The following is a 24703-nucleotide window of genomic DNA, read 5'->3' as shown; positions in this document are numbered from 1 at the left end:
GGGAATAGACAATAGAGATTTTGACACTCCCCATGCCTGAAGCTATCCATTACCCACATCTTTCTTAACAATTAGACAAAAGACTTAACATCAGAGTGAAAGCCTTGATGGCTATAGTTTTGAAAGAGAAGAGTGGGTAATGGCATCATGGAAAAGTGGGCAGCGAAAGAATTGGCACAGGTAAACTTAGGGGATGCACGTCGAAACAAGCGGTTAATCAGGATAGTAGAAGATTTGGCAGCACAACCAGATAGTAGTGTACCACTTGCTTGTGGAAATATAGCAGCAACAAAGGCAACATATAATTTTTGGAAATCACCACATTTTCAAGCAGGTGATATTCGTGCTGCCCACACATCCAGCACCATAGAAAGAATCAAAAAACATGAGATAGTATTGGCAATACAAGATACAACAAACATAGATTTAACATCGCACCCAGCCACAAAAGGAGTAGGTTATCTTGACCACAGAAAATCATCAGGATTAAAAGTACATTCAACACTTGCAGCCACAAGTAATGGAGTACCGTTAGGAATTATTGAGCAGCAAGTATGGGCAAGAGAACAAGAGAATTTAGGTATTGCTAAAAAACGTCGTCAACGAGAGACAAAAGAAAAAGAAAGTCAACGTTGGTTGGATGGGTTGCAGACTACACAAAATTTGATTCCCTCAGAAATTGAAGTAGTAACAATAGGTGACTCAGAGGCGGATATATTTGACCTTTTTAACCAGCAACGTCGAGAAAAATCACACTTACTAATTCGTGGGACTCATAATCGTAAAGTAGACCATTGTGGCAAATATCTACATCTTGCCATTCGTCAAATCGAAGCATCTGGAACAGTGACTGTAGAAGTAAAACGCTCTCCAGAACATAGTTCCAGACAGGCGAGACTGACAATTAGGTTCACGAGTTTTGATATTCAAGTACCATTACACCATATTGGACGTTTACAGCTAAAACCTGTCAGGTTACAAGTAATTTTGGCAGAAGAGGAAAATCCACCTCCAGGAACAAATCCCATTAGTTGGTTATTAATTACTAGCTTAGAAATTAACAGTCTAGAAGATGCTGCATGTTGTGTTCAATGGTACACTTACCGTTGGTTGATAGAACGTTATCATTACACATTAAAAAGTGGCTGTGGCATCGAGAAATTACAACTGGAAACTGCTGACCGAATTCACATGGCACTAGCCACTTATACTATTGTCGCTTGGCGATTGTTATGGCTTACTTATCAAGCACGAGTTCATCCTGATTTACCTTGTGATGTTGTTTTGGAAAACAGTGAATGGCAGTCCTTATGTGCCACTATCAACAAAAATCCTATTCCTCCAGACCACCCACCTTCTTTGCATGATGCTGTGCGAATGATTGCCACTCTTGGTGGTTTTTTGGGTCGCAAAGGTGATGGTGAACCGGGTGTGAAAACCATTTGGCGTGGGCTACGACGCTTACACGATATTGCTGCTACTTGGCAATTACTTCACTCCGATTCCCCATCTTATCTTGACATTTAGCGATCGCCTATGGCGGAGGGTAGCCCCTCGCCCCTGTATTCAAAAACTCAATCACCTGTTGGGTCTTCTCAATATCCATACTTATTCTTTTTTGTCAATCCTCCCCACTATGCACATCTCTACAACCTTTATTGTGTTTGCCTTCCAGCAATGTTAAGAAAGATGTGGGTAATGGATAGATGCCTGAAGGCAGGGGATTCGGTGCGTCACTGACGTTCCTTGCTTTTGGAGGTCTTACGACCAACAGAAGTAGAGGGAACATCTCGACTGGCGTTACTTTGGGGTTGCCCACCCCTAGCGTTTGCACGACTTAAAATTACTTTGGCTGCATTCACATCACGTTGTTCTATGTGACCACAATGCAAGCAAGAATGAGTTCTAGTGCTAAGTGATTTGTAAACTATTGCACCACAATGTTGTTTATTCGTGTAAATATCATGTTATTTTTTGCCCTAAATATAGAAGACCAGTTCTCGTGAACGCAATCGCTTCTCGATTAAAAGAGTTACTTGCTCAAATAGCGATTGAAATTAACATTGAAATTATAGAGATGGAAATCATGCCAGACCATGTGCATTTATTGGTAGAAGTTGACCCTCAAGGAATACATCGAGTTGTAAAAAGATTTAAGGGTGCAACTTCTAGGTATTTGCGATTAGAATTTCCACCAGTTGAAACGTAGATTACCTACTTTATGGACTAATTCTTATTTTGTTTCCACAGTCGGGGGTGCGCCACTAGAGACAGTTATAGCAACCGCCAAGGAGGTTAGGACGCAAAAAGCAAGACATCCTCAATGGCATCTCGTAAAGAATCAAACCGCTCAAGTTTTTTGCGGATTCGACTTTTTAACCAAGACCAACATTTTTCAATCTGATTCAGGTCTGGAGAATAAGGTGGTAGGTACAGCACTTCACACCCTGCGTACTGAATCAGTTGTTGAATGCGCCCACCTTTATGAAATGTGGCATTATCCATCACCACAACCTGTCCTGGTTTGAGTGTGGGAAGCAAACAAGCTTCAAGCCAAGTCTCAAATACTATTCGATTACACGCACCCTCAACAGTGAAAGGAGCTATCAGCTTATGGTTACACAGCGCGGCAATTATGTTCACCCGACCTTCACGACGACCTGATTTAAGTGCATGGAAGCGCTGTCCTTTTGAGTTCCAACCGTAATCATACTGGTCTCGGTTGTCCATTCCTGACTCATCGAGGTATACAATCTTCTCCACAGGTAACTCAGACAACTGCGTTACGAAAGCCTGTCGTTTGACCTCATCGCGCTCACGGTAGCCATAAGTCTTTTTTTTCGCGTAAAACCAATTTTTTTCAAAGCTCTTGAGATTGTGCGATCGCTAATTTCTTCAGGCCAAAGTGAGGCCATCTCTACTTGGGTTTTATCGCCATGTACGGAAGCAAACTCACGAAATTTTTCCCAATCGGTAATTTTGTGACCATTCCCAGGACGCTGATTAGGCAAGGCTTGGAAGTCCCCCGTTTCGGTTTTTCGCTTCAACCATAGGGTGATGGTGTTGCGACTAATATTAAACATTTGACTGGCTTGAGTTTTCTTCAAGCCATCGAGTTCAATCGCTTGGATTACTTTTTGACGAAGGTCGTAACTGTACGGCTTGGGCATATACCTGTAGCAAGCGATCGCTTCACATGAAAAGGGACTACTTATAGTTTATGCTTAAATTACCTTGGCGGTTGCTATAAAATGTACATTCAAAATCAAAAAGAAACTTAACAGCGATTAAAATCGCCAACGGCTAGCCCCCATAAATAGAATTTAGGGGCTAGCTCGCCGTTGTATTATTGGTCTATTCCTGGTTATCTAATGTGCTACTAGTTGCTCTGTGCGCTTGGCTAGCATTTGCTTGGCTCTGTCTGCTGTTTTCTGGTTTTCCTGTTTGATATTTTGGAAGAATTGGACGAGTTCGCGATCGCCCGCTTGTTCGGCATCTTTGATATATGTTTCACAGCAAGCGGAACACTTGAGGGCGTGGTACAATACGCTAATCAGGTTAAAGTGTTCGTCGTTGGTTCCTGTATGATACTTGTCAGTCATTTTCCTAACTCCTGGTCACAGTAGTTTCTAAGATAACTGTGGCTTTTACTGTTAACTCCTATCGGAGGAAAGAGTTATATTTTAGTTTTTATACCCCTACTGGCTGTCTAACTTGGGATTTCACCGCTTCCACAATGGCATCAGCATCGATTTTGGCAGCATGAAGTAGTTCTTCTGGTGTGCCTGAAGCTGGCATATCCCGCACGGCTAATTTAATTAATCGCAGTTGTGGCCCCTGATAAAAGGGAGTATTACTAGTACCAGCAAAGCTATCCAGGACTGCAGCACCTAATCCTCCTTCTATCCAGTGATCTTCGACAACGACTAAATTACCTTTAGTATCCCGTGCGGCTTGATGTAGTGTCGGCACATCTATGGGCTTGACCGAATAAGCATCGATGACGCGAATTGTGATGCCTTCTTTTTTCAGTCTGTCATAGGCTTTAATGGCTTCATGTACTGTAATACCTGCACCAATCACTGTTGCTTGGTCACGGTGGGAACTGTGAATGATTTTGCTCCCACCAATGGGGAATTGTTCTTGAGGATCATAGATGACGGGTGTACTTTCTCTGGTGGTGCGCAGGTAAACAATACCGTCGCGATCGCTCATTTGTGCCACTAATTTGGCTGTTTGATTGGCATCACTGGGATACAGTACCGTACTACTCCACACGGCTCGGAATGCGGCTAAATCTTCTAAAGCCATCTGTGAAGCCCCATCTTGACCAATGGATACCCCTGCATGGGAACCAACTAATTTAATGTTGGCGTGAGAAACAGCCGCCATCCTGATAAAGTCGTAAGCACGAGTTAAGAAGGCGGCGAAGGTAGAAGCGAAGGGTTTGTATTTTCTCACCTGCAAGCCCACAGCAGCTGCTACCATTTGCTGTTCAGCAATGTACATCTCAAAGTAGCGCTCAGGATAGGCTTCGGCAAAGTCTTCGGCATAAGTGGAATTACTTACCTCCGCATCCAAGGCAATCACATTTGGTTGGGCTGCTCCTAATGCTAACAAAGTGTCACCATAAGCCCGTCTTGTGGCGACTTTTCCACCTTTGTTGTATGTGGGTAGTTGTAGTGCTTTAGCCTTACCAATGCTGGCTGGTTGTCTTTGTTCTTCTGGTTTATCTACCTCAATGATCATCTGCCGTTCACCACCTAACTCGGCAATGGCCTGGGTTTGAGCATCAGGTTTTAGGGCTTTACCATGCCACCCACCTAAGTCTTCTAGGGATGTCACCCCTTTACCTTTAATGGTACGAGCAATAATTACTGTGGGGTGATCGTTCACAGTGATGGCGGCGCTATATGCTTGATCTATCTCGGTTAAATTATGACCGTCAATTTCAATGGCTTGCCAGCCAAAGGCTCTAGCACGGTTGGCATAAGCTTGTGTATTCCATCCTAATTCAGTTTGACCCCTTTGACCAAGGCGATTGACATCAATAATGGCAATGAGGTTGTCTAAGGTATAGTGTGCCGCATGATCAAAGGCTTCCCATATTGACCCTTCGGCGATTTCACTATCACCCAATAGCACCCATGTATGATAGGGTAGTTGATCTAAATATTTACCTGCTAAAGCTATGCCGACACCAATGGCTAATCCCTGTCCCAGAGAACCTGTCGCTACATCCACCCAAGGTAAAGCAGGTGTGGGATGACCTTCTAAACGACTGCCAAAATGTCGTAGCGATCGCAGTTCTTCATCGCTAATGACTCCCGCTGCCTTATACATACTATATAGTAATGGTGCTGCATGACCCTTGGAGAAAATCAAGCGGTCATTATTGGGATTTCCTGGGTGATCGAAGTCATAGCGGAGATACTTAGAGAGTAAAATCGCCATCAGATCCGCCGGTGACATGGACGAGGTAGGATGACCTGAACCAGCAATGGTGGTACTGCGAATACTGTCTACCCGCAATTGTTGTGCTAATTCATGCCATTGGTGCAGTTCCTCGTGTGTGGTCATAGTAGTTTTCCTAAATGAAAATACACGTAGTTACTAGAATTCACGCAATTTTTGACTAAACTCCCTAACTTCCTCGGAACAGAGTTTTGCCACTGTTATGTAATCTTTGATTTTCTGTAGTGATTGGTGACTCACCAAACTGCACTCCTCCTGGGTTTACTGTACACAGTCCCAGATGTCATAACTACTTTCTCAGGGAATAAATCCCGGTTTTCACAATCTACCACCAGCTATACATATATACTTCTTGCACAGAGCCTCACCATAACTCTGCCAGATATGGTATCGGAATTAATAAAGACTAAATTAAATCGATATCTTCCTTACCAGATATCTGCATTGTTTTTTCAACTTGACATATAAATTAATATAGCTTCTGCTTATAAGTTTGATTGTTTTCTATGTATTTCCTAAGAAACATAGCTTTTTCTCTATGGGATTAATTTAATTTTTATTTAAAATTCAGGCTTGTAAATCAATAATATTGAGTGATAAACCTGTAGACTATTTTTACGGGTAAATCATATAAGTTTTTCAGGTGATTCATTCTTAGTACCTTTGACCCGAGCCTTCTCTATGGACGATGACTATTTAGTCACTTGTCCTAGAAAAGGTAAATTTTTCTGCAACAAATTATACTTCTAATTCCTTTCCCTATCACAATGACCTCAATATGCAATTGACAAATACTATACATTTTAGAAACTTACAAGGGGATTTATTTGGTGGACTAACTGCCGCCATCGTTTCCCTACCTCTAGCACTGGCATTCGGTGTTGCCTCTGGCGCAGGTCCGGCTGCTGGTCTTTATGGTGCAGTTTGCGTGGGCTTGTTCGCCGCCTTATTTGGCGGGACTCCAACTCTGATTTCTGAACCTACCGGGCCGATGACTGTGGTCATGACTGCTATTGTCAGTTCGATGATAGCGAGTAACCCAGAGAACGGCTTGGCAATGGCATTTACAGTAGTGATGCTGGCAGGGGTATTTCAAATCTTATTCGGAATATTCAAGCTGGGTAAATATATTACCCTCATGCCCTACAGCGTCATTTCTGGGTTCATGTCTGGCATTGGCGTGATCTTAATTCTGCTACAAATTGCCCCCTTTTTGGGACAATCTAGTCCTAAAGGTGGGGTTTTAGGAATGGTGCAAGCTTTGCCGGAACTGTTGAGCAAGATTAATCTTGCGGAAACCTCCTTGGGATGCATGACTTTGGCAATTATTTTCTTAATACCATCTAAATACAAGCGTTTTGCTCCACCCCAATTAGTTGCTTTAGTAGTAGTCACAATAGTTTCCCTGGTATTTTTCGGCGATGATAACATCAGAAGAATTGGGGAAATTACCATGGGATTACCAACATTACAAATGCCTACCTTCCAGGCATCACAAATTACTGTGATGGTGATTAATGGGGTAATGTTGGGGATGCTCGGCTGTATTGATACTTTATTAACTGCCGTAATTGCTGATAGTTTGACCCGTACCGAACACAAATCTGATAAGGAATTAATTGGTCAAGGTATTGGTAACATAGTATCTGGTTTATGTGGTGGACTGCCAGGGGCGGGTGCAACCATGGGAACAGTAGTGAATATCCAAACCGGTGCTCAAACAGCTTTATCTGGTATAACTCGCGCCCTAATTCTACTGGTTGTAGTTTTGTGGGGATCTAGTTTAACTCAAAGCATCCCCATGGCAGTATTGGCGGGTATTGCCCTGAAAGTGGGGATTGACATTCTTGACTGGAGCTTTTTAAAACGCGCTCATCAGGTGTCCCTCAAAGGGGCGCTGATTATGTACGGTGTCATGTTCTTAACCGTATTTGTTGACTTAATTATTGCTGTGGGTGTGGGAGTGTTCATTGCCAATATTTTAACCATTGAACGTCTTTCCCACTTCCAATCTCAGGATGTCAAAACCATTACCGATGCTGATGATGCCATTGTCTTGAACGATGAGGAGAAGGCATTATTTGATCAAGCTAATGGGCGGGTGGTCTTATTCTACCTCAGTGGACCGATGATCTTTGGAGTTTCTAAAGCGATCGCCCGGGAACATTCAGCAATGGCCGACTCCGACGTATTGATTTTAGATATCAGCGATGTGCCAATGTTGGGTGTAACCGCATCTTTAGCCATTGAAAATGCCATTAAAGATGCTTATGAGCAAGGTCGTAAAATCTTAATTGTTGGTGCATCTGGGAAAGTGAAACGCCGCTTAGAAAAGCTGGGTGTGTTAAATTTCGTCTCCCGGGAGCATTGGTTCATGAATCGTGCCGAAGCACTTAGCAGAGCTTTGGCTTTAGTAGATACCTATGCAGTCAGTGGTAGTAACACTCAACAATCTCAATAGTGGTGTAAATTACTGAATGTTACAGGCGTTAATTACACAGCATAATTAATCAACACAACAGATAAATAAGATGACTTTTTCGGAATTGATAATTAACTCAGTGTGGCAAAATCCCTACCTGGCTACCACTGGGGAAGCGGAAAATGCCCCCATTGTCTTGGCTGGTGTCTTACTCAGTTTGGTTGTAATTTATCTGGCCAGTAAAATTGGTGGTGAGTTTTCTAGAATCATCGATCTACCTCCTGTTTTAGGTGAATTACTGGCTGGGGTTGTCGTAGGTGCTTCAGCACTACATTTAGTGGTATTTACTGAGAGTGGCGCTGTAGCTGCTGACTCCACCATTATGACAATCCTGCAATTGATTAACAACATCAGCCCGGAAGCAGTCGCAGAAATTTTTCACAGCCAAAGTGAAATCATTTCTGTCCTGGCTGAACTGGGTGTGATCATTTTGTTATTTGAAATTGGTTTGGAATCAGACTTAAAAGAACTGACCAAAGTTGGTTATCAGGCAACAATTGTCGCTTGTGTCGGGGTAGCTGTGCCCTTTGCGGCTGGAACTGCAGGACTGCTGTTCTTATTTCATGCTCCTTTAATTCCGGCAATTTTTGCAGGTGCGGCACTGACAGCTACTAGTATTGGTATTACCTCTAAAGTTTTGTCGGAACTGGGGCAGTTGAAATCTTCTGAGGGGCAAATAATTGTCGGTGCAGCGGTTATTGATGACATCTTAGGTATCATTGTCTTGGCAGTAGTAGCTAGTTTAGCCAAAACAGGGGAAGTTGATATTTTAAATGTCATCTATTTGATTGCCAGCGCTACAGTTTTTCTGGTCGGTTCAATCTTGCTGGGTAAATATTTCAATCAAAGTTTTGTCGCCATTGCTAATAAATTGCAAACCAGAGGCAACTTAATTATACCAGCATTTATCTTTGCGTTCTTGATGGCTTTTTTGGCTAATGCTATTCATTTAGAGGCTATCCTAGGGGCATTTGCAGCCGGCTTAGTTTTGGATGAAACGGATAAACGCAAAGAGCTAGATGAGCAGGTCAAACCCATTGCCGATATTTTAGTCCCAGTATTCTTTGTTGCAGTTGGTGCCAAGGTTGATTTAGGTGTTCTTAATCCTTTAGTTCCGGGAAATCGTGAAGGTTTAATCATTGCTACCTTCTTAATTGTGGTCGCGATTATTGGCAAAGTTGTCACTGGTTGGTCAGTTTTTGGCCAAGCTAAAATTAACCGATTAGCGGTTGGTGTAGGGATGATTCCCCGTGGTGAAGTCGGGTTAGTATTTGCGGGGATTGGTGCTGCTAGTGGTACTCTGGATAAACCACTACAAGCGGCGATTATTATCATGGTGATTTTGACAACCTTCCTGGCACCACCTTTATTGCGGTTTGCATTTAAACAACCACCCGCAGAAAAAAAATCGTTAGAGGAAGCCAATGTTTCATAGGCTAGTTACTTATTCCCACTACTAAACAGACAGTTCTCGTGTTAGAAGCATCTATCTTAGCTACCATATTGTGTGGATTTTTCGGCATCATCTGGAAAAAGAACCTGGTGATGAAGATCATCTCCATGGATGTTATGAGTACGGGGGTAATCGCCTATTATGTGCTGATTGCGTCACAAGCTGGCTTATTCACACCCATTGTTTCCCCTAGGGAAAATCCCACCTACGCCGACCCGGTTCCCCAGGCGGTGATCTTAACAGCAATTGTGATCGGATTTTCCATTCAGTCCTTAATGCTGGTGGGTGTGATGAAGCTGGCGCGGGATAATCCCACTTTGGAAAGTAACGAAATCGAGAAGAACAATACCCCATGAATACCATCACCATCACTTGGATTGCACTACCATTTTTTTTGGGGTTCCTGATTTATCTTCTCCCCCAACTTGATCGATATCTGTCCTTAGGTGTCACCGTAATTTCCGCTGTATATGCCTTGCAGGTTTTTTTGCAGGAGTCGCCGTTAACACTGGAATTACTGGATAATTTCGGGGTGACATTACTGGTTGATCAGTTAAGTGCCTACTTGATATTGACTAATGCTCTGGTAACGACAGCAGTGATCCTGTACTGTTGGGGAAAAGAGAAGACGGCTTTTTTTTATACTCAAGCTATCATTTTGCATGGTAGCGTTAATGCGGCGTTTATCTGTGCAGATTTCATCAGTTTATATGTGGCCCTTGAGGTGGTGGGTATTGCAGCCTTTCTTTTGATTTCCTATCCCCGCAGCGAACGCTCAATATGGGTGGCGTTGCGTTATTTGTTTGTCAGCAACACGGCAATGCTGTTTTATCTGGTGGGGGCGGCTTTAGTTTATCAAGCCAATCGTTCCTTTAGTTTTGCTGGGTTGAGTACAGCACCTAACACAGCGATCGCCTTAATATTTATCGGACTCTTGACAAAAGGGGGCATCTTTGTATCAGGACTGTGGTTACCCTTGACCCACTCAGAATCAGAAACACCGGTATCAGCTATGTTATCGGGAGTGGTGGTTAAAACTGGTGTTTTTGCCTTAGTGCGCTGTGCATTAATGGTGAGTGAGGTTGAACCCATTGTCAGGATATTTGGAGTGGGGACAGCCCTGCTGGGGGTAACTTATGCCATATTTGAAAAGGATAGCAAGCGCACCCTGGCATTTAGTACTGTTTCCCAATTGGGATGGATTCTAGCAGCGCCGGCGGTGGGCGGTATTTATGCCCTCAGCCATGGGTTGGTAAAGTCTTTGTTGTTCCTGATTGCAGGGAACTTACCCAGCCGCAATTTCCAGGAACTGCAAGAGCAGCGGATGAATACTAGGATCTGGATTCCCTTAGTTATTGGTAGCTTGTCAATTTCTGGCTTTCCCTTGTTGGTAGGTTTTGGGGCGAAGATGTTGACATTGAAGAATGTCCTACCTTGGCAAGAGATATTAATGAATATTGGGGCTGTAGGAACGGCTATAGTGTATGCCAAATTCATCTTTCTACCCCACAAAAAAGAAGCGGACATTCCCCCCGGTTTATGGCTACCGATAATCATATTAACAGGGGCAATTATTGCAGGGATTGGGGTATATGACGATGCATACACATTACAAAATATCATCAAAGCCCTGGCGATCATTGGCGTTGGTTGGGTAGGTTATATTTGGGTTTTTCAACGGTTCGCAGTCACTTTGCCACGTGTACTTGAGCAATTTGAACATCTGATTGGTTTTATGAGTCTGATGTTGCTCCTATTGTTGGGGATGATACTACCATGATTGGGCATCTAAATCTAATTTTACGACTGACTATTTGGTTTTTGCTCACTTCAGATTTGAGTGTGGCAAATATCATTATTGGTGTGATCGTTGCACTGTTATTACCTGGTCGTCAGAGAGTACCAGAAGCATTAAGGGATTGGTTGCGTGTTCTGGGTGAGGTGCTGGTGGCCATTCCCCAGGCGTATTTTGAGGCGGTGGAAATAATTTTCCGCCCCCATAATCACGAAGATGTAATTATTGAAAGAGTTAAACCCCAACGCACTCCGGGGCTGGTTTTCCTGGATATATTCTTGATCACTTTTACACCTAAAACTATTGTGTTGAAATATCATGAACAGGGCTGGTTCGAGGTACACCGAGTCAGAAGACGGAGGCCACAGGGATGAATCTGGTAATGATTGCCATGATTTTGGCCTTGCTCATACCCATGTATGAGGCTTGGCAAGATGACGATATTTGGCAAAAAATGTTAGCTTTTGCCAGTATTGCTACCAAAACATCAATTATGATTCTGATGGTATCAGTCTTACGTGATGATTGGATGATTGCTGTGGTGGGAATTATTATCCTGAGTGTGGGTAATGCGGGATTAATGTTATTGGCACATCTACTGAAACGCATGGGTAATTTATGATAGAGATAATTAGTTACATTTGCATAGGTTTAGGCATTGGCTTTTGGTTTTGGGGAACCTTCCCCCTACTGGGTCATCGCTCGGTATTATTTAAGCTCCATAGTCTTTCCGTTGCAGATACCCTCGGCTCTATGAGTATTGTTTTCGGACTGCTGCTGAAAATACCCAGTGAATGGCCTTTGCTGCTGTTGGGTCTTATCTCCTTGGCAATTTGGAATACAGTCTTGGGCTATGTGTTGGCATACTGTTCTACTAGCGAGCTTGACCATGAATGATAATTATGTCTATATAATCACTGCCCTGTTACCGTTATCCGCCTTGATGGTGGTACTTCAGGTCAACCCATACAATGCTTTGGTTGTTCAGGGAATATTGGGCGCTGTGGCGGCTTTAGTGTTTGCTGTTTTGGGCGCAGCAGATGTGGCTCTGACCCAAGCATTAATGGGGACTTTCCTGGCTGTTACTCTATATGCGATCGCCGTGCGTTCATCTTTGGTTTTGCGTCTGGGGGTAATCGCAGACGGGGAAGACCATTTTCAACCATTGATGGAGGAATTACGCAAAATTTTTCGTAAACACTATGTCCGCATTGAGTTAGTTACTTATATTAATAGTGATGAATTAAACAAAGCTCTTATAGATAAAGAAATTCACGCCACCTGTAACCAAGGGGATGAGACTGGGGAGCAAAGCCAACCCTATCACACCGTGACTAGAATTCAACGCATCTATGAGATCATCAATGCAGAAATTTCGTCACCATTGACAACTATATCCTATGTAAATTTACTTGAATAAAAGGGCAAGCATCTATGAAATGGGTTTACATTGCCGCTGGCATAGCCTTTTACTGCATCCTGCTAATTATCCCCAATTCTCTCAAGGATTTAGGAGATGTGTCTGTAGTTGCATCCATTGTCAAAGATAGTGGTATACCCAATGCAGTCACCGGGATTATTCTCAGAAATCGCCTCTATGACACAATCTTTGAAGTAGTAGTATTTACCATCGCCATCATGGGGGCGCGGTATCTGTTAGCTGATAAAAAACCCCTATCAGTGATTTCCCAGTTACAAGACCAACCATCAATTGTCCTAGCGCGTTTGGGGGCCACTATCTCTGCGTTAGTAGGTATCGAACTAGCAATTAGAGGACATCTGAGTCCTGGCGGTGGTTTTGCCGCTGGGGTAGCAGGGGGAACAGCGATCGGCTTAGTGGCCATTACCTCCTCACCGCGATGGATGCGATGGATTTACAAGCGGTGGAAGGCTACTATTTTGGAGAAGGTCTCGGTACTGGTGTTTATTTTCTTAGCAGTGATAACACTCAGTGGATTTGAACTACCCCATGGAGAATTGGGGACACTTTTTAGTGGCGGTGTGATTCCCTTGCTTAATTTATTAGTAGCAATAAAAGTTACTTTGGGGTCTTGGTCTGTAATTGTGTTGTTTATTCACTATCGGGGATTATTTTGATTGCTGTCAAACAGTCAATATCCTGTAGGGTGTGTTACCGTTAAACGGGTTTGGATGACCTGGAGAAAGTGATAATTCACCGGAACACACCATATTAAAAATGGTTGATAGATTTCATTATCAGTAATTACCCGGTCATGATATGATATTTAACTTTGGCAGTCGTAACCTCTATAGTTATAGTCTTGATTTAGATCCTCAAATTCTCATCACTAAGAGGATGTTTAATAAGTCATGATTAGTGTATCAACTATTGTTTCACCCCACCCTAACCCTCCCCTTGTAAGGGGAGGGGACTGGATTTTATTGTTTTGGTGTGTTCGGTGTGTTACCCATTCCTCATTCCCTGTTCCCTGTTACCTGTTCCCTGTTCCCTAAGATAAAAATTACCTGTTTAATACTTTCCAAACATCCTCTAATGATACCTAAAAAAACTTATAGTAATTCCCAACCTTTCCCAGATACAACTCGTTTAGTAGAGCCAAGTCTAGAGTTTAACTCTATTTTCTCCCATGCAGAACTGTTAGAGTTAGTTCACTCATTAGAACTCAAGCGCGAAATACCTTTAAAGTATGGTTACAAAGGTCAAGGCGGCAAAATCTGGCATAGTTTTTATGAAAAATATCTTATCCCTAAATGGTTTCAACCTGCCAACGTAGAAATTGATTTATTACAGGACAACTTTGACTATATTAATGGCTCTCAATGGCTAACGCCAGGGGATAGCTCTGAGAATTACCAGAGGATGAATATTATAGATGTAGGTGCTGGTAATTCTTACCCAGTGAAAAAGTTTATTTCCCGACTGGTTAAATTAGGTAGAATCAATAAATATATTGCCTTGGATATTAGCCAAGAACTTTTGAGTGTCTCAAAAGCCAACCTTACTCAATGGTTTCCCCAAGTTCAGTTTGAGAGTTACACAGTTGATATAGAAAACGCTCCTATTTCCCCGGAGATTTTAGGGAATCAGGATATACCTAAGATATTTTTACATTTAGGTGTAACTATTGGCAATCATCAAGACAGAAGTAAGGCCTTGCAAAACTTCCGACACAGCATGAACCAAAATGATTTGCTGGTGTTCACTAACGAAGTTGGTGATAATTCCCAATGGGATGGAATACCTCGGGGAGGTTTGAAGTATCATGTAGACGGAATATACAGATGGATGACTGACAAGTTAGGCATAGCTGCGGAGGATTGCCAACTTGTGAGAAAGTATGATATAATAACGGATAGCGTTACAGCTAATATTAAATTTCATCGCCACTATACTATAAACTTTAGGCAGTTAGGTATAGATAAAACTGTAGGAATTTCGGCAGATGAAGAGGTGACTATTTGGAGACACCATAAGTATCAGATACCGGAACTTATGGACGAGTTGGCAGCGGCAGGATTAGAAGTTGTTCATTATAGTTGTAATAGGTACTTATCACATATTATGGTGATTTGTCAAGTTGCTGAGTCTGTTTCTACATAGCGCCAGCGTGTCACGCCATGGTCATAGGAGCTAACTAGAATGTTGAACCATTCTAAACTTTCTAAATGGTAGCCAATGACTTGCTTTTGTCCCGGCGTAAGTTTAAACTGTTTTATGACTTGTTCTAGAGTCCAATCACCGCCATGAGTGCGTAATAAATCCCGAATGGCTGCAAGTTGTTCTTTGGATTTTTTGGGGAATGGTTGCTGCTGTGTGGGTGTAACTGTAGTTTCTGGGATTGTGGTGATACCTGCAAGGGCTACTTGGGTATTCACTTCATGGGGTGCTTGATATTCCGGACGCAACCACCGAATTAAATTATTTCGTTCTTCCCCAGCGCGTTCAGCGTTGAGGGCGACTAATTGGGTGAGAATTTGCTCATCACTGATATTCGGTGACCATCCGTAAGCAGCAAAAACCGCCGCGTCTAGTTGGTCGTGAATTGATTTGAGGATAGAAACTAAGGCTTGATCATTATATTGTCTATCAGCATCTGTAAAGGGTTCCCCCGCGCGTAATTTTGCTAGGAGGTTATACATCCCGGTAATTGTCACATCAGGATGTTGGCTTTGTACTTGTTTGCGGTGTGCGTCGAGTTTTTCCCCTAAGTCGCGGATTTTTTGTTTTTGTTCTGGGGTGGGTTCGGGGAAAGGGAAGGGGTCGAAGCATTTTGTTTTCACATAAACTCCACCCATCCCTAATGTCCCACCTGCTGCTAAAGCCCAAGTAACATGAATCTTACTGGAAAGAACACCTAAAAAGTAGGCATCATCAAGAGCGATCGCAATTAGTTTATTATCGGGAATAACACCTTGAGCTAAAAATATAAACACCCGGTGTTTAGCTGTTTCTACAGTGACAATATATCGCTGTATATCTTGCAATGCTAGCCTAAGTTCAGGTCTAGGGCGACCAAATACCCACCAGTTTTTGCGTAAATTTTGATCACGATTAGCATCTCGTTCTGGTTTGACTTTCTCTAAAACCCATTGATATGCTTGAGGATAAAGTTTTTCAGCTTCTGTTACACTCAGACCAAAGAAATCAATAATCTTGACATGGCGAGAGCGCTGCAATATATCTCTCCCATTAGTGTAAGTAAATAATATTTCTGACTCAATTTTAGTAAAATCAACTTTTTCAATAATAAACCCAGAACCAAAAAGCATCATACCGCGGCTGGAAAGTTGATCATTTGCTTTGAGAGGTTGGATATTAGTAAGATTAGCACCGCTTCGGAGATTACTAAAAATCACCCCGACATTTTGCCATGCAATATCAATTAAATCTGCCGTATCTTCTGGGGTTTCTCCCTCCCCCTTCAAAATTACCTCCCCCAATTGTACCACCTGAGACACTGGGGAACCTTCCAACTCCGCCGCGGTCATAGCAATCCGCACAGCAGCACCGTCATCAGTCCAAGGGTGGTCAGGAATGGCAAAAATTAACTTAATGGGGTGCTTTTGTTTTAAATGATATTCTATCACACTCCTTAACCGCACCTGACTAATAGTATTAGTCGTAATCAAACCAAAGCGCTTTACCTGACCCCTTCTGACTAAATCTGCGGCTTTGTGCCACCAATACATGACAAAATCAACGGTATCCGGTACATCTTGATATACTTGACGCAAAGTTTCAGTATAACCATCACCCAATAATTCCCGCATTCTGGCATTACCAATAAACGGCGGGTTGGAGACAATATAATCAGCCTCTGGCCATATTGCCATCCGGGGATTAGTATAACTATAAATAGGGATTTGGTCTTGAGGGTCTGGAACATCTTCCCCCGTGACTGGGTGCTTCATAGTACATCCACCCCAACGGGTGCGGGTTTGGTGAGTGGTGGGGTCAATGGCGGGTTTTTTGCTATCCCAACCTAACACCGCATCTCGATATTCAATATTATTAAATTTCTGTAACACTGGTTCCGGTGGGGAAGTGTTGCCAAACTGTTTAAAATACCATTGTAAATAACCAATCCAGATGACTAATTCTGCAATACTAGCAGCTCTGGGATTTACTTCAATGCCTAAAAACTGAGAAACATTAACTTGGTCTAAAACACTAGATTGATATTGTCCGGTAATATCAGCTATGCGGCGAATCACCTCCGCTTCCAGAGTTTTTAGTAAATCCAAGGTGACATACAAAAAGTTACCAGAACCACAAGCAGGGTCAAGAATTTTAATAGTTCTCAACTTTTGCAGAAATTCTCTAATTAATTCTACCGCTTTCTTTTTCTGGGTCGCAGTTGGTTCTAAGTCCCCTGGAACTTTCAATAACTGGTCTACCACAATTTCTGTTTCTAACCAGTCTTGGCGTAATGGTTCTATCACCACTGGACGCACTAACCTTTCCACATAAGAACGCGGCGTATAATGTGCGCCCAACTTACTGCGTTCTTTGGTATCCAAAGCCCTTTCTAATAAAGTTCCAAAAATTGCCGGTTCTACCTGGCTCCAATCTCTTTTAGCTGCTTGTAATAATACCTCTAATTGGGACTTTGGTAAATCAAAAGCTGTGGCATTTGTAAACAAACTACCATTAAATCTTAATATACTATCAAAACCAAAAGTTCCCCCTTCGTCCATGGTGCGCCATAAAGTTTCAATCTCTGGCTTAAAGCTGCTGGGTTGACATAGCCATCTCTGAGTTAATGCTTGAGTAAATACCCCTCTTTTGAGTAGTTGCACATCTTCAGCAAACATGGTAAATATACAACGCATCAAAAAATTAGCCACTTCTTGGGGGTGATGTTGCTGTTTTTCTAACCAATAGGCTAACTGAGCTAAATCACCCGCCACATCTCGCGTTACTTTGGCTCTAATTTTCTCTGGGTTGCGCTTTTGGGGTTGCGTAAAAATATCAACAAATAAATCAAAAATATCAGGTTTTAATAAATCATTTAGTTTAATAATTTGTCTGGCTCCATAACCGCCATAATCACCACTAAATCCCATCCACAACTCAAAATGGTCACCAATATCACAAGTTAATAAAAATGGTGGCTTGACCGGTAAATGGGGTGCATAAGCAGTTGCTTGAATAAATGCTTTTTGCATATATTGATCATAAGCCCTCGTGCCGCGTTTGGGTGTACTATTCCCAGATTTTATACTGCCCTGTTTGGCTTCTAAAATAAAATGTCCTTGTTTATAAAAATCAATGCGCCCCTGTTTGATGTTTCCTGTAGACTGGGGCATTTTAACATTTTTTTCCAGACAATATGGGTCACCGGTCACCCTACCTTGAGGGGGTGGAGGTGCGACACCTAAAGCTGTACATAAATCTAAACAAAATGAGTCTTTGTTGGCTATTTCATTACCACTAGATCCCTGCCATTTATCTAAAAAAATCTCAACTCTTTGTTGATCAAGTTCCTTCATGTTACTGGTGAAAACAGGTATTTTTGTAAAGAAATATCAAGATAAACGACTAAAAAACCTTAGTTAATTGATGCTATACTAAATATAACATTATGATTAAAGCTAACACTGCTATATAAATACCCGGAGTTGGTGAATTTGAAGATGAGCCGAAATAAACTTACCTAACCGCCCTTCTTTGAGCCTTTGCGCCACCTGAAACAGCCAGTCAATTCTCATCAATAGCCCCGTAGATCAAGGTAGCAGACATCATGGTAAAAGAAATATTGTCAACTGAGCTTGCACCTGAACCAGATATCACCCATATTGTTACTGAAGATGATACACCGGTGGATAATTTCCTATCAGAAAAACAACAGCGCTTATTAACAGAGGTATTATACAACGGTTGGGTTCCACCCGCAGAAACACAAAGTTTTATAGCTGCTGCTAATGTCGGGGTGTTTTACAGTATTGGTTTACCTCCCCTTGTCCCTGATGTGTTCCTCAGTCTTGATGTTACCATGCCTTCGGATTGGGGAGAGAAAAAGAACCGCAGTTATTTTGTTTGGCAATTTGGCAAAACTCCAGATGTGGTGATAGAAATAGTTTCTAACCGGGAAGGAAACGAATTAGGCTCTAAATTAAAAGATTACGCCAGAATGGGGGTTCCCTACTACGCAGTATTTGACCCTTTGCAAATGCTGGGGGAGCAACCACTGCGCGCTTATCAACTGAATATTAGACAGTATTTAGAAATGGATAATTTCTGGTTTGCAGAAATTGGTATAGGCTTAACTTTGTGGTCGGGGGTGTTTGAAGGTAAAGAGGATATTTGGTTACGGTGGTGTGATCAAAATGGGGATGTGCTACCCACTGGGACAGAAAGCGCTCAGTTAGCTAGGGAACAAGCTCAGTTAGCTAGGGAACAAGCTCAATTAGCTAGGGAACAAGCTCAATTAGCTCAACAGGAGGCGATCGCAGCCAAGGAACGCACCGCCCAATTGGAAGCACAATTGAAAGCTCTGGGAATAGAACCAGGTCAGTAATGGGGTGTGGTAAAGAACCTTATTTAAGGCTAACACGAAAGTCCCTACCTTCAGCGAAGCAAGGTAGGGATGAATAGTGGGAAATTACCATTTCTACCCGTATCCTGATAAATTAATGTATATTCCCGATCATGTCGGCAAATATGGTTTCTTCTTCACAGTGGTGATCTGCTGTCTTGTGCAGCGCTGGCGCTATCGCTGTCCTTTGAGCATGAAATTAGCAATGACAATACCAATAATTGCCAGCGCAGCCATGGGATAGAACCCATAAGTATAAGTCCCAAACCAATCCCGAATTTGTCCGGTTACCAAAGTTCCAATGAGCGCACCTACACCATAAGCAGTAAACACAATTCCGTAATTTTGAGCGTACTGGTCAGGGTTAAAGAAGCGCAGGGTAGTAGTGGGAGCCAGAGCTAACCATCCTCCTAAACAAAACCAAAATAGACAAAAGGCAATGAGATAGGTAGCAACTTGTCCCTCTTGAGCATTTACCATTAACACACAGGCAATCAAAATCAGAGTATAGGCAGCAATGGCCACGTAATGAGGTTTAAAGCGATCGCTTAACCACCCAAACAAAGGACGACTAATACCATTGCACAGAGCAAATAGAGACACGCTACTTGCTGCTAAACCTGCATCAAGATTGATAATTTCCTCACCCACTGGACTTGAAATACCAATGGCACTCAAGCCAATCAGGGTACCGATTGCATAGCAGATCCATAACCCATAAAATGATTGACTTTTGAGCATATTCCCAGGATAGGACAAAGCGACGGTAGAAGTGGGAGCAGATGAATGGCTGGGAGGGTACCAGTCCTTTGGGGGCAATTTCATGGTGATCGAAATTCCCAAAATGATCACCGTCAAGATAATGCCTAAAATCCGCAAAGTGGGTCTTACGGTGTATAAACTAATTAAGTGACTCGCTAAAGGTGCAGTGATCAGGGGAGAAAGCCCAAAACCAATAATTGTCAAACCCACCGCTAATCCTTTTTTATCAGGAAACCACCGGGAAACTACAACCATTGGCACACCATAAGCGATACCCATACCCATCCCAGCAATTACCCCATATGTAAGAACAATCATTCCAATATGGGTAGCAAAGCTTGAAAGCAAGTAACCCAAACCAACAACGATTCCCCCAACAGCTGTTACCACTCGTGTTCCCAACCGAGGGATATAAAAACCCGTGATCGGCATGAGGATAGCATAGAAAACAAGTGCAACAGTAAATGGTAAGAGGCTTTGAGTAGCACTAATATTCAGTTCCTCTTCCAAGGGTTTTCTAAAAATACTCCAAGAGTAAACGCTCCCCAAACAAAGCAAAACACCCATACCCAGAGGAATTAGTAGCCATCTTCCCTGCTGTGGGGGTAGCCCGAGCACTTTCAACCGCGGCGAATTATCTGGAATGCCCATAAGTCATTACTGCCGATGTTTTAGATTCTCGACTACATTATGGGATAGCCACCGAGATACCCGCAAGATGTGGTAGTTCAACTCAAGGCTGATTTTAAATCACTTTCGGCTTTAGCTAGAGCTTCCGGTAATTTACTAGTTTCCCGTCCCCCAGCTTGGGCTAGATTTGGTTTTCCACCACCACCACCACCGCAAATTTTGGCTATAGCGCCGACGAATTTACCTGCTTGGAGTCCTTTTTTATTGACTTCGGGGCTGAAGGCTGCAACTATACTGACTTTACCAGCTTCAGGAATAGAACCCAATACCACTGCACCATGAGTAATCTTTTGTAGTAACCTTTCGGCAGCAGTTTTTAATGATTCTGGGTCAACCTCTTCCATCTGCGCCACTAATATCTGATAATCCCCTACAGATTCTACTTTTTGCAGTAAACTGTCGGATTTAGCGATCGCCAACTGTGATTTCAGGGTTGCTAGTTGTTTTTCAGCGTTTCTGAGTTCAGTTTGCAGTGTGGTGATCCGCTCTGGTAATTCTTCGGGTTTAACCTTAAAGCGATCGCTTAAATCCCTAACTACTGTATCACGAACATTGAGATAATCCAAGATAGCCGGACCAGAAACCGCCTCAATACGCCGCACCCCAGAAGCCACACCCGCCTCTGAGATAATTTTAAAGCTGCCAATTTCCGCAGTATTACTGACATGAGTACCGCCGCACAGTTCCATGGAAACACTGGGAAAGTCAATGACCCGCACTTGTTCGCCGTATTTTTCCCCAAACATAGCCACAGCACCTCTAGCCTTGGCTTCTGCTAAAGGTAACACCTCTATGTTAGCTGGATGTGCTTCGGTAATCCAGGTATTTACCTGTTCTTCAATTTGTTGAATTTCTTCGGATGTCAAAGCCCGGGGACAGTTAAAGTCAAACCGCAACCTGTCAAAGGACACCAGGGAACCAGCTTGAGATATACCATCATCAACAATTTTCTTGAGAGCGGCTTGCAGTAAATGTGTAGCGGTATGATTAGCTTGAGCGCGACGACGACAAGGGCGATCAATTTGAGCGGTGACAGTATCTCCTACTCGGATTGTACCCCGTTCTATGCGGCCAAAGTGGATAAAAAAGTCAGATTCTTTTTTCACATCTGTAACCCGCACCAGCACACCATCACCGCAGACATAACCGCGATCGCCAATTTGTCCCCCAGATTCGGCATAAAATGGGGTTTGATTGAGGACAATTTGAACTTCTGTTCCAGCTTCTGCTTCCTCTTGGGCAATACCATCTATTAATATGGCTTCTACTTTAGCAGTGGAAGCGGGTTGAGCATAACCTAAAAATTCCGTAGCGTGGATATGTTCAGCTAACTTGTCCAGAGAACCTTGGACAGTTAAATCTATGGTTTCGTGAGCAGCTTTAGCTCGTTCTATTTGTTTTTGCATTTCAGCATCAAAACCAGCTTCATCCACAGTCAGATGATTTTCGGCGGCGATTTCTTGGGTAAGTTCTAAGGGGAAACCAAAGGTATCATATAAAGTAAAAGCTCTTTCGCCGCTAATTTGAGTTTTACCTTGGGCTTTCACCTCTTGAATAATTTCCGCGAGTAGTTTTTCCCCTCTATCTAGAGTTTTGAGGAAATTGGCTTCTTCTCGTTGTAGTTCGGCTTTAATTGCTGCTTCCCGTTGACGCACATTGGGGTAAGCTGATTCTGAAAGAGAAATTGCGCTTTCTGCAACTTGGGTGATAAATTCCCCATTAATACCAATTAACCGCCCATGACGTACCACCCGGCGAATTAAGCGCCGTAGGACATAACCCCGTCCCACATTAGCAGCGCGAATTTCATCAGCAATCATGTGGACTACAGATCGCACATGGTCACCAATGACTTTGAGGGAAACTTTGGTATTTTCATCGCTACTGTGGTAATTTATTCCAGCAATTTGGGCTGCGCTCTCAATAATCGGGAAAATTAAATCAGTTTCGTAGTTATTAGGGACTTGTTGCAGGATTTGCGCCATCCTTTCCAAACCCATACCGGTGTCAATGTTTTTATTTTGCAGTGGGGTTAAATTACCCGAAGCATCCCGGTTATATTGCATAAACACCAGGTTGTAAAATTCAATAAACCGGGTATCGTCTTCTAAATCAATATTTTCATCGCCCCGTTCTGGGTGAAAATCATAATAAATTTCTGAGCAAGGACCACAAGGACCCGTAGGACCAGATACCCAAAAGTTATCTTCTTCACCCATGCGCTTAATTCTAGCTACTGGTACGCCAATATCATCGCGCCAGATATTATAGGCTTCGTCATCTTCTTGAAAGACGCTAACTACTAGGCGCTCCGGTGGTAAACCAAAGATTTTTGTGGATAGCTCCCACCCCCAAGCGATCGCCTGTGGTTTAAAATAGTCACCAAAGCTAAAGTTACCCAACATTTCAAAAAATGTATGATGGCGTTTAGTGCGACCGACATTTTCAATATCGTTAGTCCTGATACACTTTTGAGATGTGGTAGCGCGGTTAAATTCCGGTGTGCGCTGTCCCAGGAATATGGGTTTAAATGGTAGCATCCCCGCAATAGTTAGCAGTACGGTGGGGTCTTCAGGAACGAGGGAGGCGCTAGGTAAGATTTTGTGTCCTCGTTGGGCGAAGAAGTCAAGGAATAAATCGCGAATTGCATTACCGCTAAGTTTCTGGGGAGTGGAAGCCATGGGTTGAAAAAGTCGTCTTAGTACTTGTTTTTACACAAAAAAATATGCCCCAGGATAGAGTATCTACGCCATAAGTGACTAACAGCCCACCGACAGGTATCTATTCTACTGTGTTTCAACCACAGCAATCTGCGCGTAGCAGTGCTGGCGCTATCACCAGGAGCATCTATAGTATAGGTGATGATGATTCAGCTGTGGCAATGATCCGCTGACAATCCCTGACAGATGCGCCCTGTTGCATAGATTTAACTAAGGCTTGGTAGCTAGACCAATTTGCTTGTAATAAATTCTTCGCCTGTAGTATATGCAACCGTTGTTTTTGTTGAATTGCTGAGGGAGACCAACCCAAACCCGCTAGAACTCCCACTAACTTGCTTTGATCGTCAGTACCGCCTTGTGCATCATTGAAAACTAAAGTTTCGGCGACCATACCCGCCATCCAGACTGTACAATAACGGTCGAGGATTTGAGCGCTAATTGTCCCCCGTTCTAATTGGGATGCTAATTCCCCATCATCAAAGGTCACACCCCCCTGTCCTGGTTGTCCTTGTTTCCAAGCATCCCAAGCAGTGACAGTATAACCAGTTACAGGGATGTTCAGCAGATGTGCAGCCAGAAAATGACCAGCTTCGTGGTGGATGATGCGATCGCGGTGTTGGGGGGAAAAACCAGCAATCCAATCTAAAATTATAGTACCGCCCCGCCCTTGCAAACTAAAACTATCAAAAGTGACTATTCCCAAAATACTAAAGGTAGCGATCGCTGGTACTGCGGGGGACAAATGAATTAATGGCCCTAACAAGACTGATAGGGTCATGAGAAATATAGATATTGCTAATAAATTTAAACCAGTTTGACTCATGCCATGGATTCTCTGAGTTCTTGACACTTAGCCTGTGCAGCTTGGTAAGCTGCTAAATATTCGCCACCACCCAACATCACATTACCATAATACTCATAGGGTGCATCACCATAAACCGGTAATGGGTCATCCTCCGGATAATCTTCCTGTGATTCCTCAATAATCGCTTTTAATTGTTTCCTGGTAAAACTTTGGGCGGCAAAGTACCAAACTTCTTGAGTTTTTTTGTTTAGGTGTGGTAGACTGGGATCTATAATCTTAATTAAAGAATCCTCCCCAGAGGTATCAGCCAACTCTAGCCAACCATGTTCAATAGGTTGGTAAGGTTTGCACCCTATAGCCAAAAAACCCTGGACATAGTTCGCCTGATCTGTAACTAACAGCGCCCTATAAGCATTATCAAACGGCTTACGAGCCTTACTTTTAATATTTTGCGCAACTTCCATTGACAGCGTTTCATCCAGTGCCTTGTTCATTGAATG

General features: G+C 42.9%; 21 protein-coding genes and 2 pseudogenes. 13 read left to right on the top strand and 10 right to left on the bottom strand.

All coding sequences use genetic code 11. The features are described 5' to 3' along the window. Positions 1-147 precede the first annotated feature (147 nt). Positions 148-1527, top strand: a complete 1380-nt coding sequence (locus IM676_RS11015; protein WP_200986960.1) for an IS4 family transposase — start codon at positions 148-150, stop codon at positions 1525-1527. A gap of 206 nt (positions 1528-1733) precedes the next feature. On the opposite strand, the gene IM676_RS11010 is transcribed toward IM676_RS11015, so the two are convergent. Both IM676_RS11010 and IM676_RS20260 read right to left on the bottom strand, forming a co-directional pair. Continuing rightward, positions 1734-1862 (bottom strand): hypothetical protein, encoded by a 129-nt coding sequence (locus tag IM676_RS11010; protein WP_263973182.1) that lies wholly within the window; start codon positions 1860-1862, stop codon positions 1734-1736. 21 nt (positions 1863-1883) lie between these two features. Continuing rightward, positions 1884-1931: pseudogene (locus tag IM676_RS20260) on the bottom strand (hypothetical protein); the annotation flags it as partial. On the opposite strand from IM676_RS20260, the pseudogene tnpA reads away from it, so the two are divergent. Next, positions 1916-2315, top strand: a pseudogene (gene tnpA, locus IM676_RS11005) (IS200/IS605 family transposase); the annotation flags it as partial. The pseudogenes IM676_RS20260 and tnpA overlap by 16 nt on opposite strands. On the opposite strand, the gene IM676_RS11000 reads toward tnpA, so the two are convergent. From IM676_RS11000 to IM676_RS10990, 3 genes are all read right to left on the bottom strand, one after another. Further along, a protein-coding gene (locus tag IM676_RS11000) for an IS630 family transposase (protein ID WP_200986959.1) occupies positions 2296-3170 on the bottom strand; the annotation gives its coding sequence in 2 pieces (ribosomal slippage) (positions 2296-2838 and positions 2841-3170; 873 coding nt in all). The pseudogene tnpA and the gene IM676_RS11000 overlap by 20 nt on opposite strands. A gap of 198 nt (positions 3171-3368) precedes the next feature. Further along, positions 3369-3602 (bottom strand): hypothetical protein, encoded by a 234-nt coding sequence (locus tag IM676_RS10995; protein ID WP_200986958.1) that lies wholly within the window; start codon positions 3600-3602, stop codon positions 3369-3371. A gap of 88 nt (positions 3603-3690) precedes the next feature. After that, positions 3691-5580: a transketolase gene (locus IM676_RS10990; RefSeq protein ID WP_200986957.1), complete on the bottom strand. Its 1890-nt coding sequence runs from the start codon at positions 5578-5580 to the stop codon at positions 3691-3693. A gap of 673 nt (positions 5581-6253) precedes the next feature. Between IM676_RS10990 and bicA the strand changes: the two genes are divergently transcribed. The 10 genes from bicA to IM676_RS10940 all read left to right on the top strand — a co-directional run bounded on the left by bicA (position 6254) and on the right by IM676_RS10940 (position 14788). After that, a complete protein-coding gene (gene bicA, locus IM676_RS10985; RefSeq protein ID WP_200986956.1) occupies positions 6254-7936 on the top strand; it encodes a bicarbonate transporter BicA in 1683 nt (560 codons plus the stop codon). 70 nt (positions 7937-8006) lie between these two features. Continuing rightward, positions 8007-9392, top strand: coding sequence for a cation:proton antiporter (locus tag IM676_RS10980; protein ID WP_200986955.1), 1386 nt, complete (start codon positions 8007-8009; stop codon positions 9390-9392). A gap of 38 nt (positions 9393-9430) precedes the next feature. After that, positions 9431-9766: a cation:proton antiporter subunit C gene (locus tag IM676_RS10975; RefSeq protein WP_200986954.1), complete on the top strand. Its 336-nt coding sequence runs from the start codon at positions 9431-9433 to the stop codon at positions 9764-9766. Further along, positions 9763-11190, top strand: a complete 1428-nt coding sequence (locus IM676_RS10970) for a cation:proton antiporter (RefSeq protein WP_200986953.1) — start codon at positions 9763-9765, stop codon at positions 11188-11190. The genes IM676_RS10975 and IM676_RS10970 overlap by 4 nt, the downstream gene beginning before the upstream one ends. Then, complete coding sequence (locus tag IM676_RS10965) at positions 11187-11579, top strand: Na+/H+ antiporter subunit E (RefSeq protein WP_200986952.1); 393 nt, start codon at positions 11187-11189, stop codon at positions 11577-11579. Before IM676_RS10970 ends, IM676_RS10965 begins: the two co-directional genes overlap by 4 nt. Beyond that, positions 11576-11827 (top strand): hypothetical protein, encoded by a 252-nt coding sequence (locus IM676_RS10960; protein WP_200986951.1) that lies wholly within the window; start codon positions 11576-11578, stop codon positions 11825-11827. Before IM676_RS10965 ends, IM676_RS10960 begins: the two co-directional genes overlap by 4 nt. After that, on the top strand, positions 11824-12102 hold the full coding sequence (locus IM676_RS10955) for a monovalent cation/H(+) antiporter subunit G (RefSeq protein WP_200986950.1): 279 nt from the start codon (positions 11824-11826) through the stop codon (positions 12100-12102). The genes IM676_RS10960 and IM676_RS10955 overlap by 4 nt, the downstream gene beginning before the upstream one ends. Continuing rightward, on the top strand, positions 12095-12625 hold the full coding sequence (locus IM676_RS10950; protein WP_200986949.1) for a DUF4040 domain-containing protein: 531 nt from the start codon (positions 12095-12097) through the stop codon (positions 12623-12625). The genes IM676_RS10955 and IM676_RS10950 overlap by 8 nt, the downstream gene beginning before the upstream one ends. Positions 12626-12639: 14 nt before the next feature. Further along, positions 12640-13302: a Na(+)/H(+) antiporter subunit B gene (locus tag IM676_RS10945; protein ID WP_200986948.1), complete on the top strand. Its 663-nt coding sequence runs from the start codon at positions 12640-12642 to the stop codon at positions 13300-13302. Between the two features lie 418 nt (positions 13303-13720). Beyond that, positions 13721-14788, top strand: coding sequence for an L-histidine N(alpha)-methyltransferase (locus tag IM676_RS10940; protein ID WP_200986947.1), 1068 nt, complete (start codon positions 13721-13723; stop codon positions 14786-14788). Here IM676_RS10940 and IM676_RS19810 read toward each other — a convergent pair. After that, positions 14761-18180 (bottom strand): DNA methyltransferase, encoded by a 3420-nt coding sequence (locus IM676_RS19810; RefSeq protein ID WP_225880331.1) that lies wholly within the window; start codon positions 18178-18180, stop codon positions 14761-14763. The genes IM676_RS10940 and IM676_RS19810 overlap by 28 nt on opposite strands. Before the next feature lie 251 nt (positions 18181-18431). Between IM676_RS19810 and IM676_RS10930 the strand changes: the two genes are divergently transcribed. After that, entirely contained in the window at positions 18432-19208 is a 777-nt protein-coding gene (locus IM676_RS10930) for a Uma2 family endonuclease (protein WP_200986946.1), read from the top strand. Between the two features lie 192 nt (positions 19209-19400). On the opposite strand, the gene IM676_RS10925 is transcribed toward IM676_RS10930, so the two are convergent. The 4 genes from IM676_RS10925 to IM676_RS10910 all read right to left on the bottom strand — a co-directional run bounded on the left by IM676_RS10925 (position 19401) and on the right by IM676_RS10910 (position 24697). Beyond that, positions 19401-20639: an L-lactate MFS transporter gene (locus tag IM676_RS10925; RefSeq protein WP_200986945.1), complete on the bottom strand. Its 1239-nt coding sequence runs from the start codon at positions 20637-20639 to the stop codon at positions 19401-19403. Positions 20640-20716: 77 nt separating this feature from the next. Continuing rightward, positions 20717-23359 (bottom strand): alanine--tRNA ligase, encoded by a 2643-nt coding sequence (alaS, locus tag IM676_RS10920; protein ID WP_200986944.1) that lies wholly within the window; start codon positions 23357-23359, stop codon positions 20717-20719. A gap of 166 nt (positions 23360-23525) precedes the next feature. Beyond that, on the bottom strand, positions 23526-24221 hold the full coding sequence (locus IM676_RS10915) for an ATP-dependent Zn protease (protein WP_200986943.1): 696 nt from the start codon (positions 24219-24221) through the stop codon (positions 23526-23528). Continuing rightward, on the bottom strand, positions 24218-24697 hold the full coding sequence (locus IM676_RS10910; RefSeq protein WP_200986942.1) for a hypothetical protein: 480 nt from the start codon (positions 24695-24697) through the stop codon (positions 24218-24220). Before IM676_RS10910 ends, IM676_RS10915 begins: the two co-directional genes overlap by 4 nt. Positions 24698-24703: the final 6 nt, after the last annotated feature.

The organism is Anabaenopsis elenkinii CCIBt3563, from assembly GCF_015245355.1.
Taxonomy (GTDB): Bacteria; Cyanobacteriota; Cyanobacteriia; order Cyanobacteriales; family Nostocaceae; genus Anabaenopsis; species Anabaenopsis elenkinii.
Note: the sequence above shows the minus strand (reverse complement) of the source record. Positions and strands in the feature narration are given on the sequence as shown.

Coding starts and splice junctions, on each gene's coding strand:
- IM676_RS10980 (WP_200986955.1), top strand. CDS start 8,007: ATGACTTTTTCGGAATTGATAATTAACTCAGTGTGGCAAAATCCCTAC.
- IM676_RS10930 (WP_200986946.1), top strand. CDS start 18,432: ATGGTAAAAGAAATATTGTCAACTGAGCTTGCACCTGAACCAGATATC.
- IM676_RS19810 (WP_225880331.1), bottom strand. CDS start 18,180: ATGAAGGAACTTGATCAACAAAGAGTTGAGATTTTTTTAGATAAATGG.
- IM676_RS10950 (WP_200986949.1), top strand. CDS start 12,095: ATGAATGATAATTATGTCTATATAATCACTGCCCTGTTACCGTTATCC.
- IM676_RS10925 (WP_200986945.1), bottom strand. CDS start 20,639: ATGGGCATTCCAGATAATTCGCCGCGGTTGAAAGTGCTCGGGCTACCC.
- IM676_RS10995 (WP_200986958.1), bottom strand. CDS start 3,602: ATGACTGACAAGTATCATACAGGAACCAACGACGAACACTTTAACCTG.
- IM676_RS10940 (WP_200986947.1), top strand. CDS start 13,721: ATGATACCTAAAAAAACTTATAGTAATTCCCAACCTTTCCCAGATACA.
- IM676_RS10910 (WP_200986942.1), bottom strand. CDS start 24,697: ATGAACAAGGCACTGGATGAAACGCTGTCAATGGAAGTTGCGCAAAAT.
- IM676_RS10915 (WP_200986943.1), bottom strand. CDS start 24,221: ATGAGTCAAACTGGTTTAAATTTATTAGCAATATCTATATTTCTCATG.
- bicA (WP_200986956.1), top strand. CDS start 6,254: ATGCAATTGACAAATACTATACATTTTAGAAACTTACAAGGGGATTTA.
- IM676_RS11015 (WP_200986960.1), top strand. CDS start 148: ATGGAAAAGTGGGCAGCGAAAGAATTGGCACAGGTAAACTTAGGGGAT.
- IM676_RS10970 (WP_200986953.1), top strand. CDS start 9,763: ATGAATACCATCACCATCACTTGGATTGCACTACCATTTTTTTTGGGG.
- IM676_RS10960 (WP_200986951.1), top strand. CDS start 11,576: ATGAATCTGGTAATGATTGCCATGATTTTGGCCTTGCTCATACCCATG.
- IM676_RS10965 (WP_200986952.1), top strand. CDS start 11,187: ATGATTGGGCATCTAAATCTAATTTTACGACTGACTATTTGGTTTTTG.
- alaS (WP_200986944.1), bottom strand. CDS start 23,359: ATGGCTTCCACTCCCCAGAAACTTAGCGGTAATGCAATTCGCGATTTA.
- IM676_RS10990 (WP_200986957.1), bottom strand. CDS start 5,580: ATGACCACACACGAGGAACTGCACCAATGGCATGAATTAGCACAACAA.
- IM676_RS10945 (WP_200986948.1), top strand. CDS start 12,640: ATGAAATGGGTTTACATTGCCGCTGGCATAGCCTTTTACTGCATCCTG.
- IM676_RS10955 (WP_200986950.1), top strand. CDS start 11,824: ATGATAGAGATAATTAGTTACATTTGCATAGGTTTAGGCATTGGCTTT.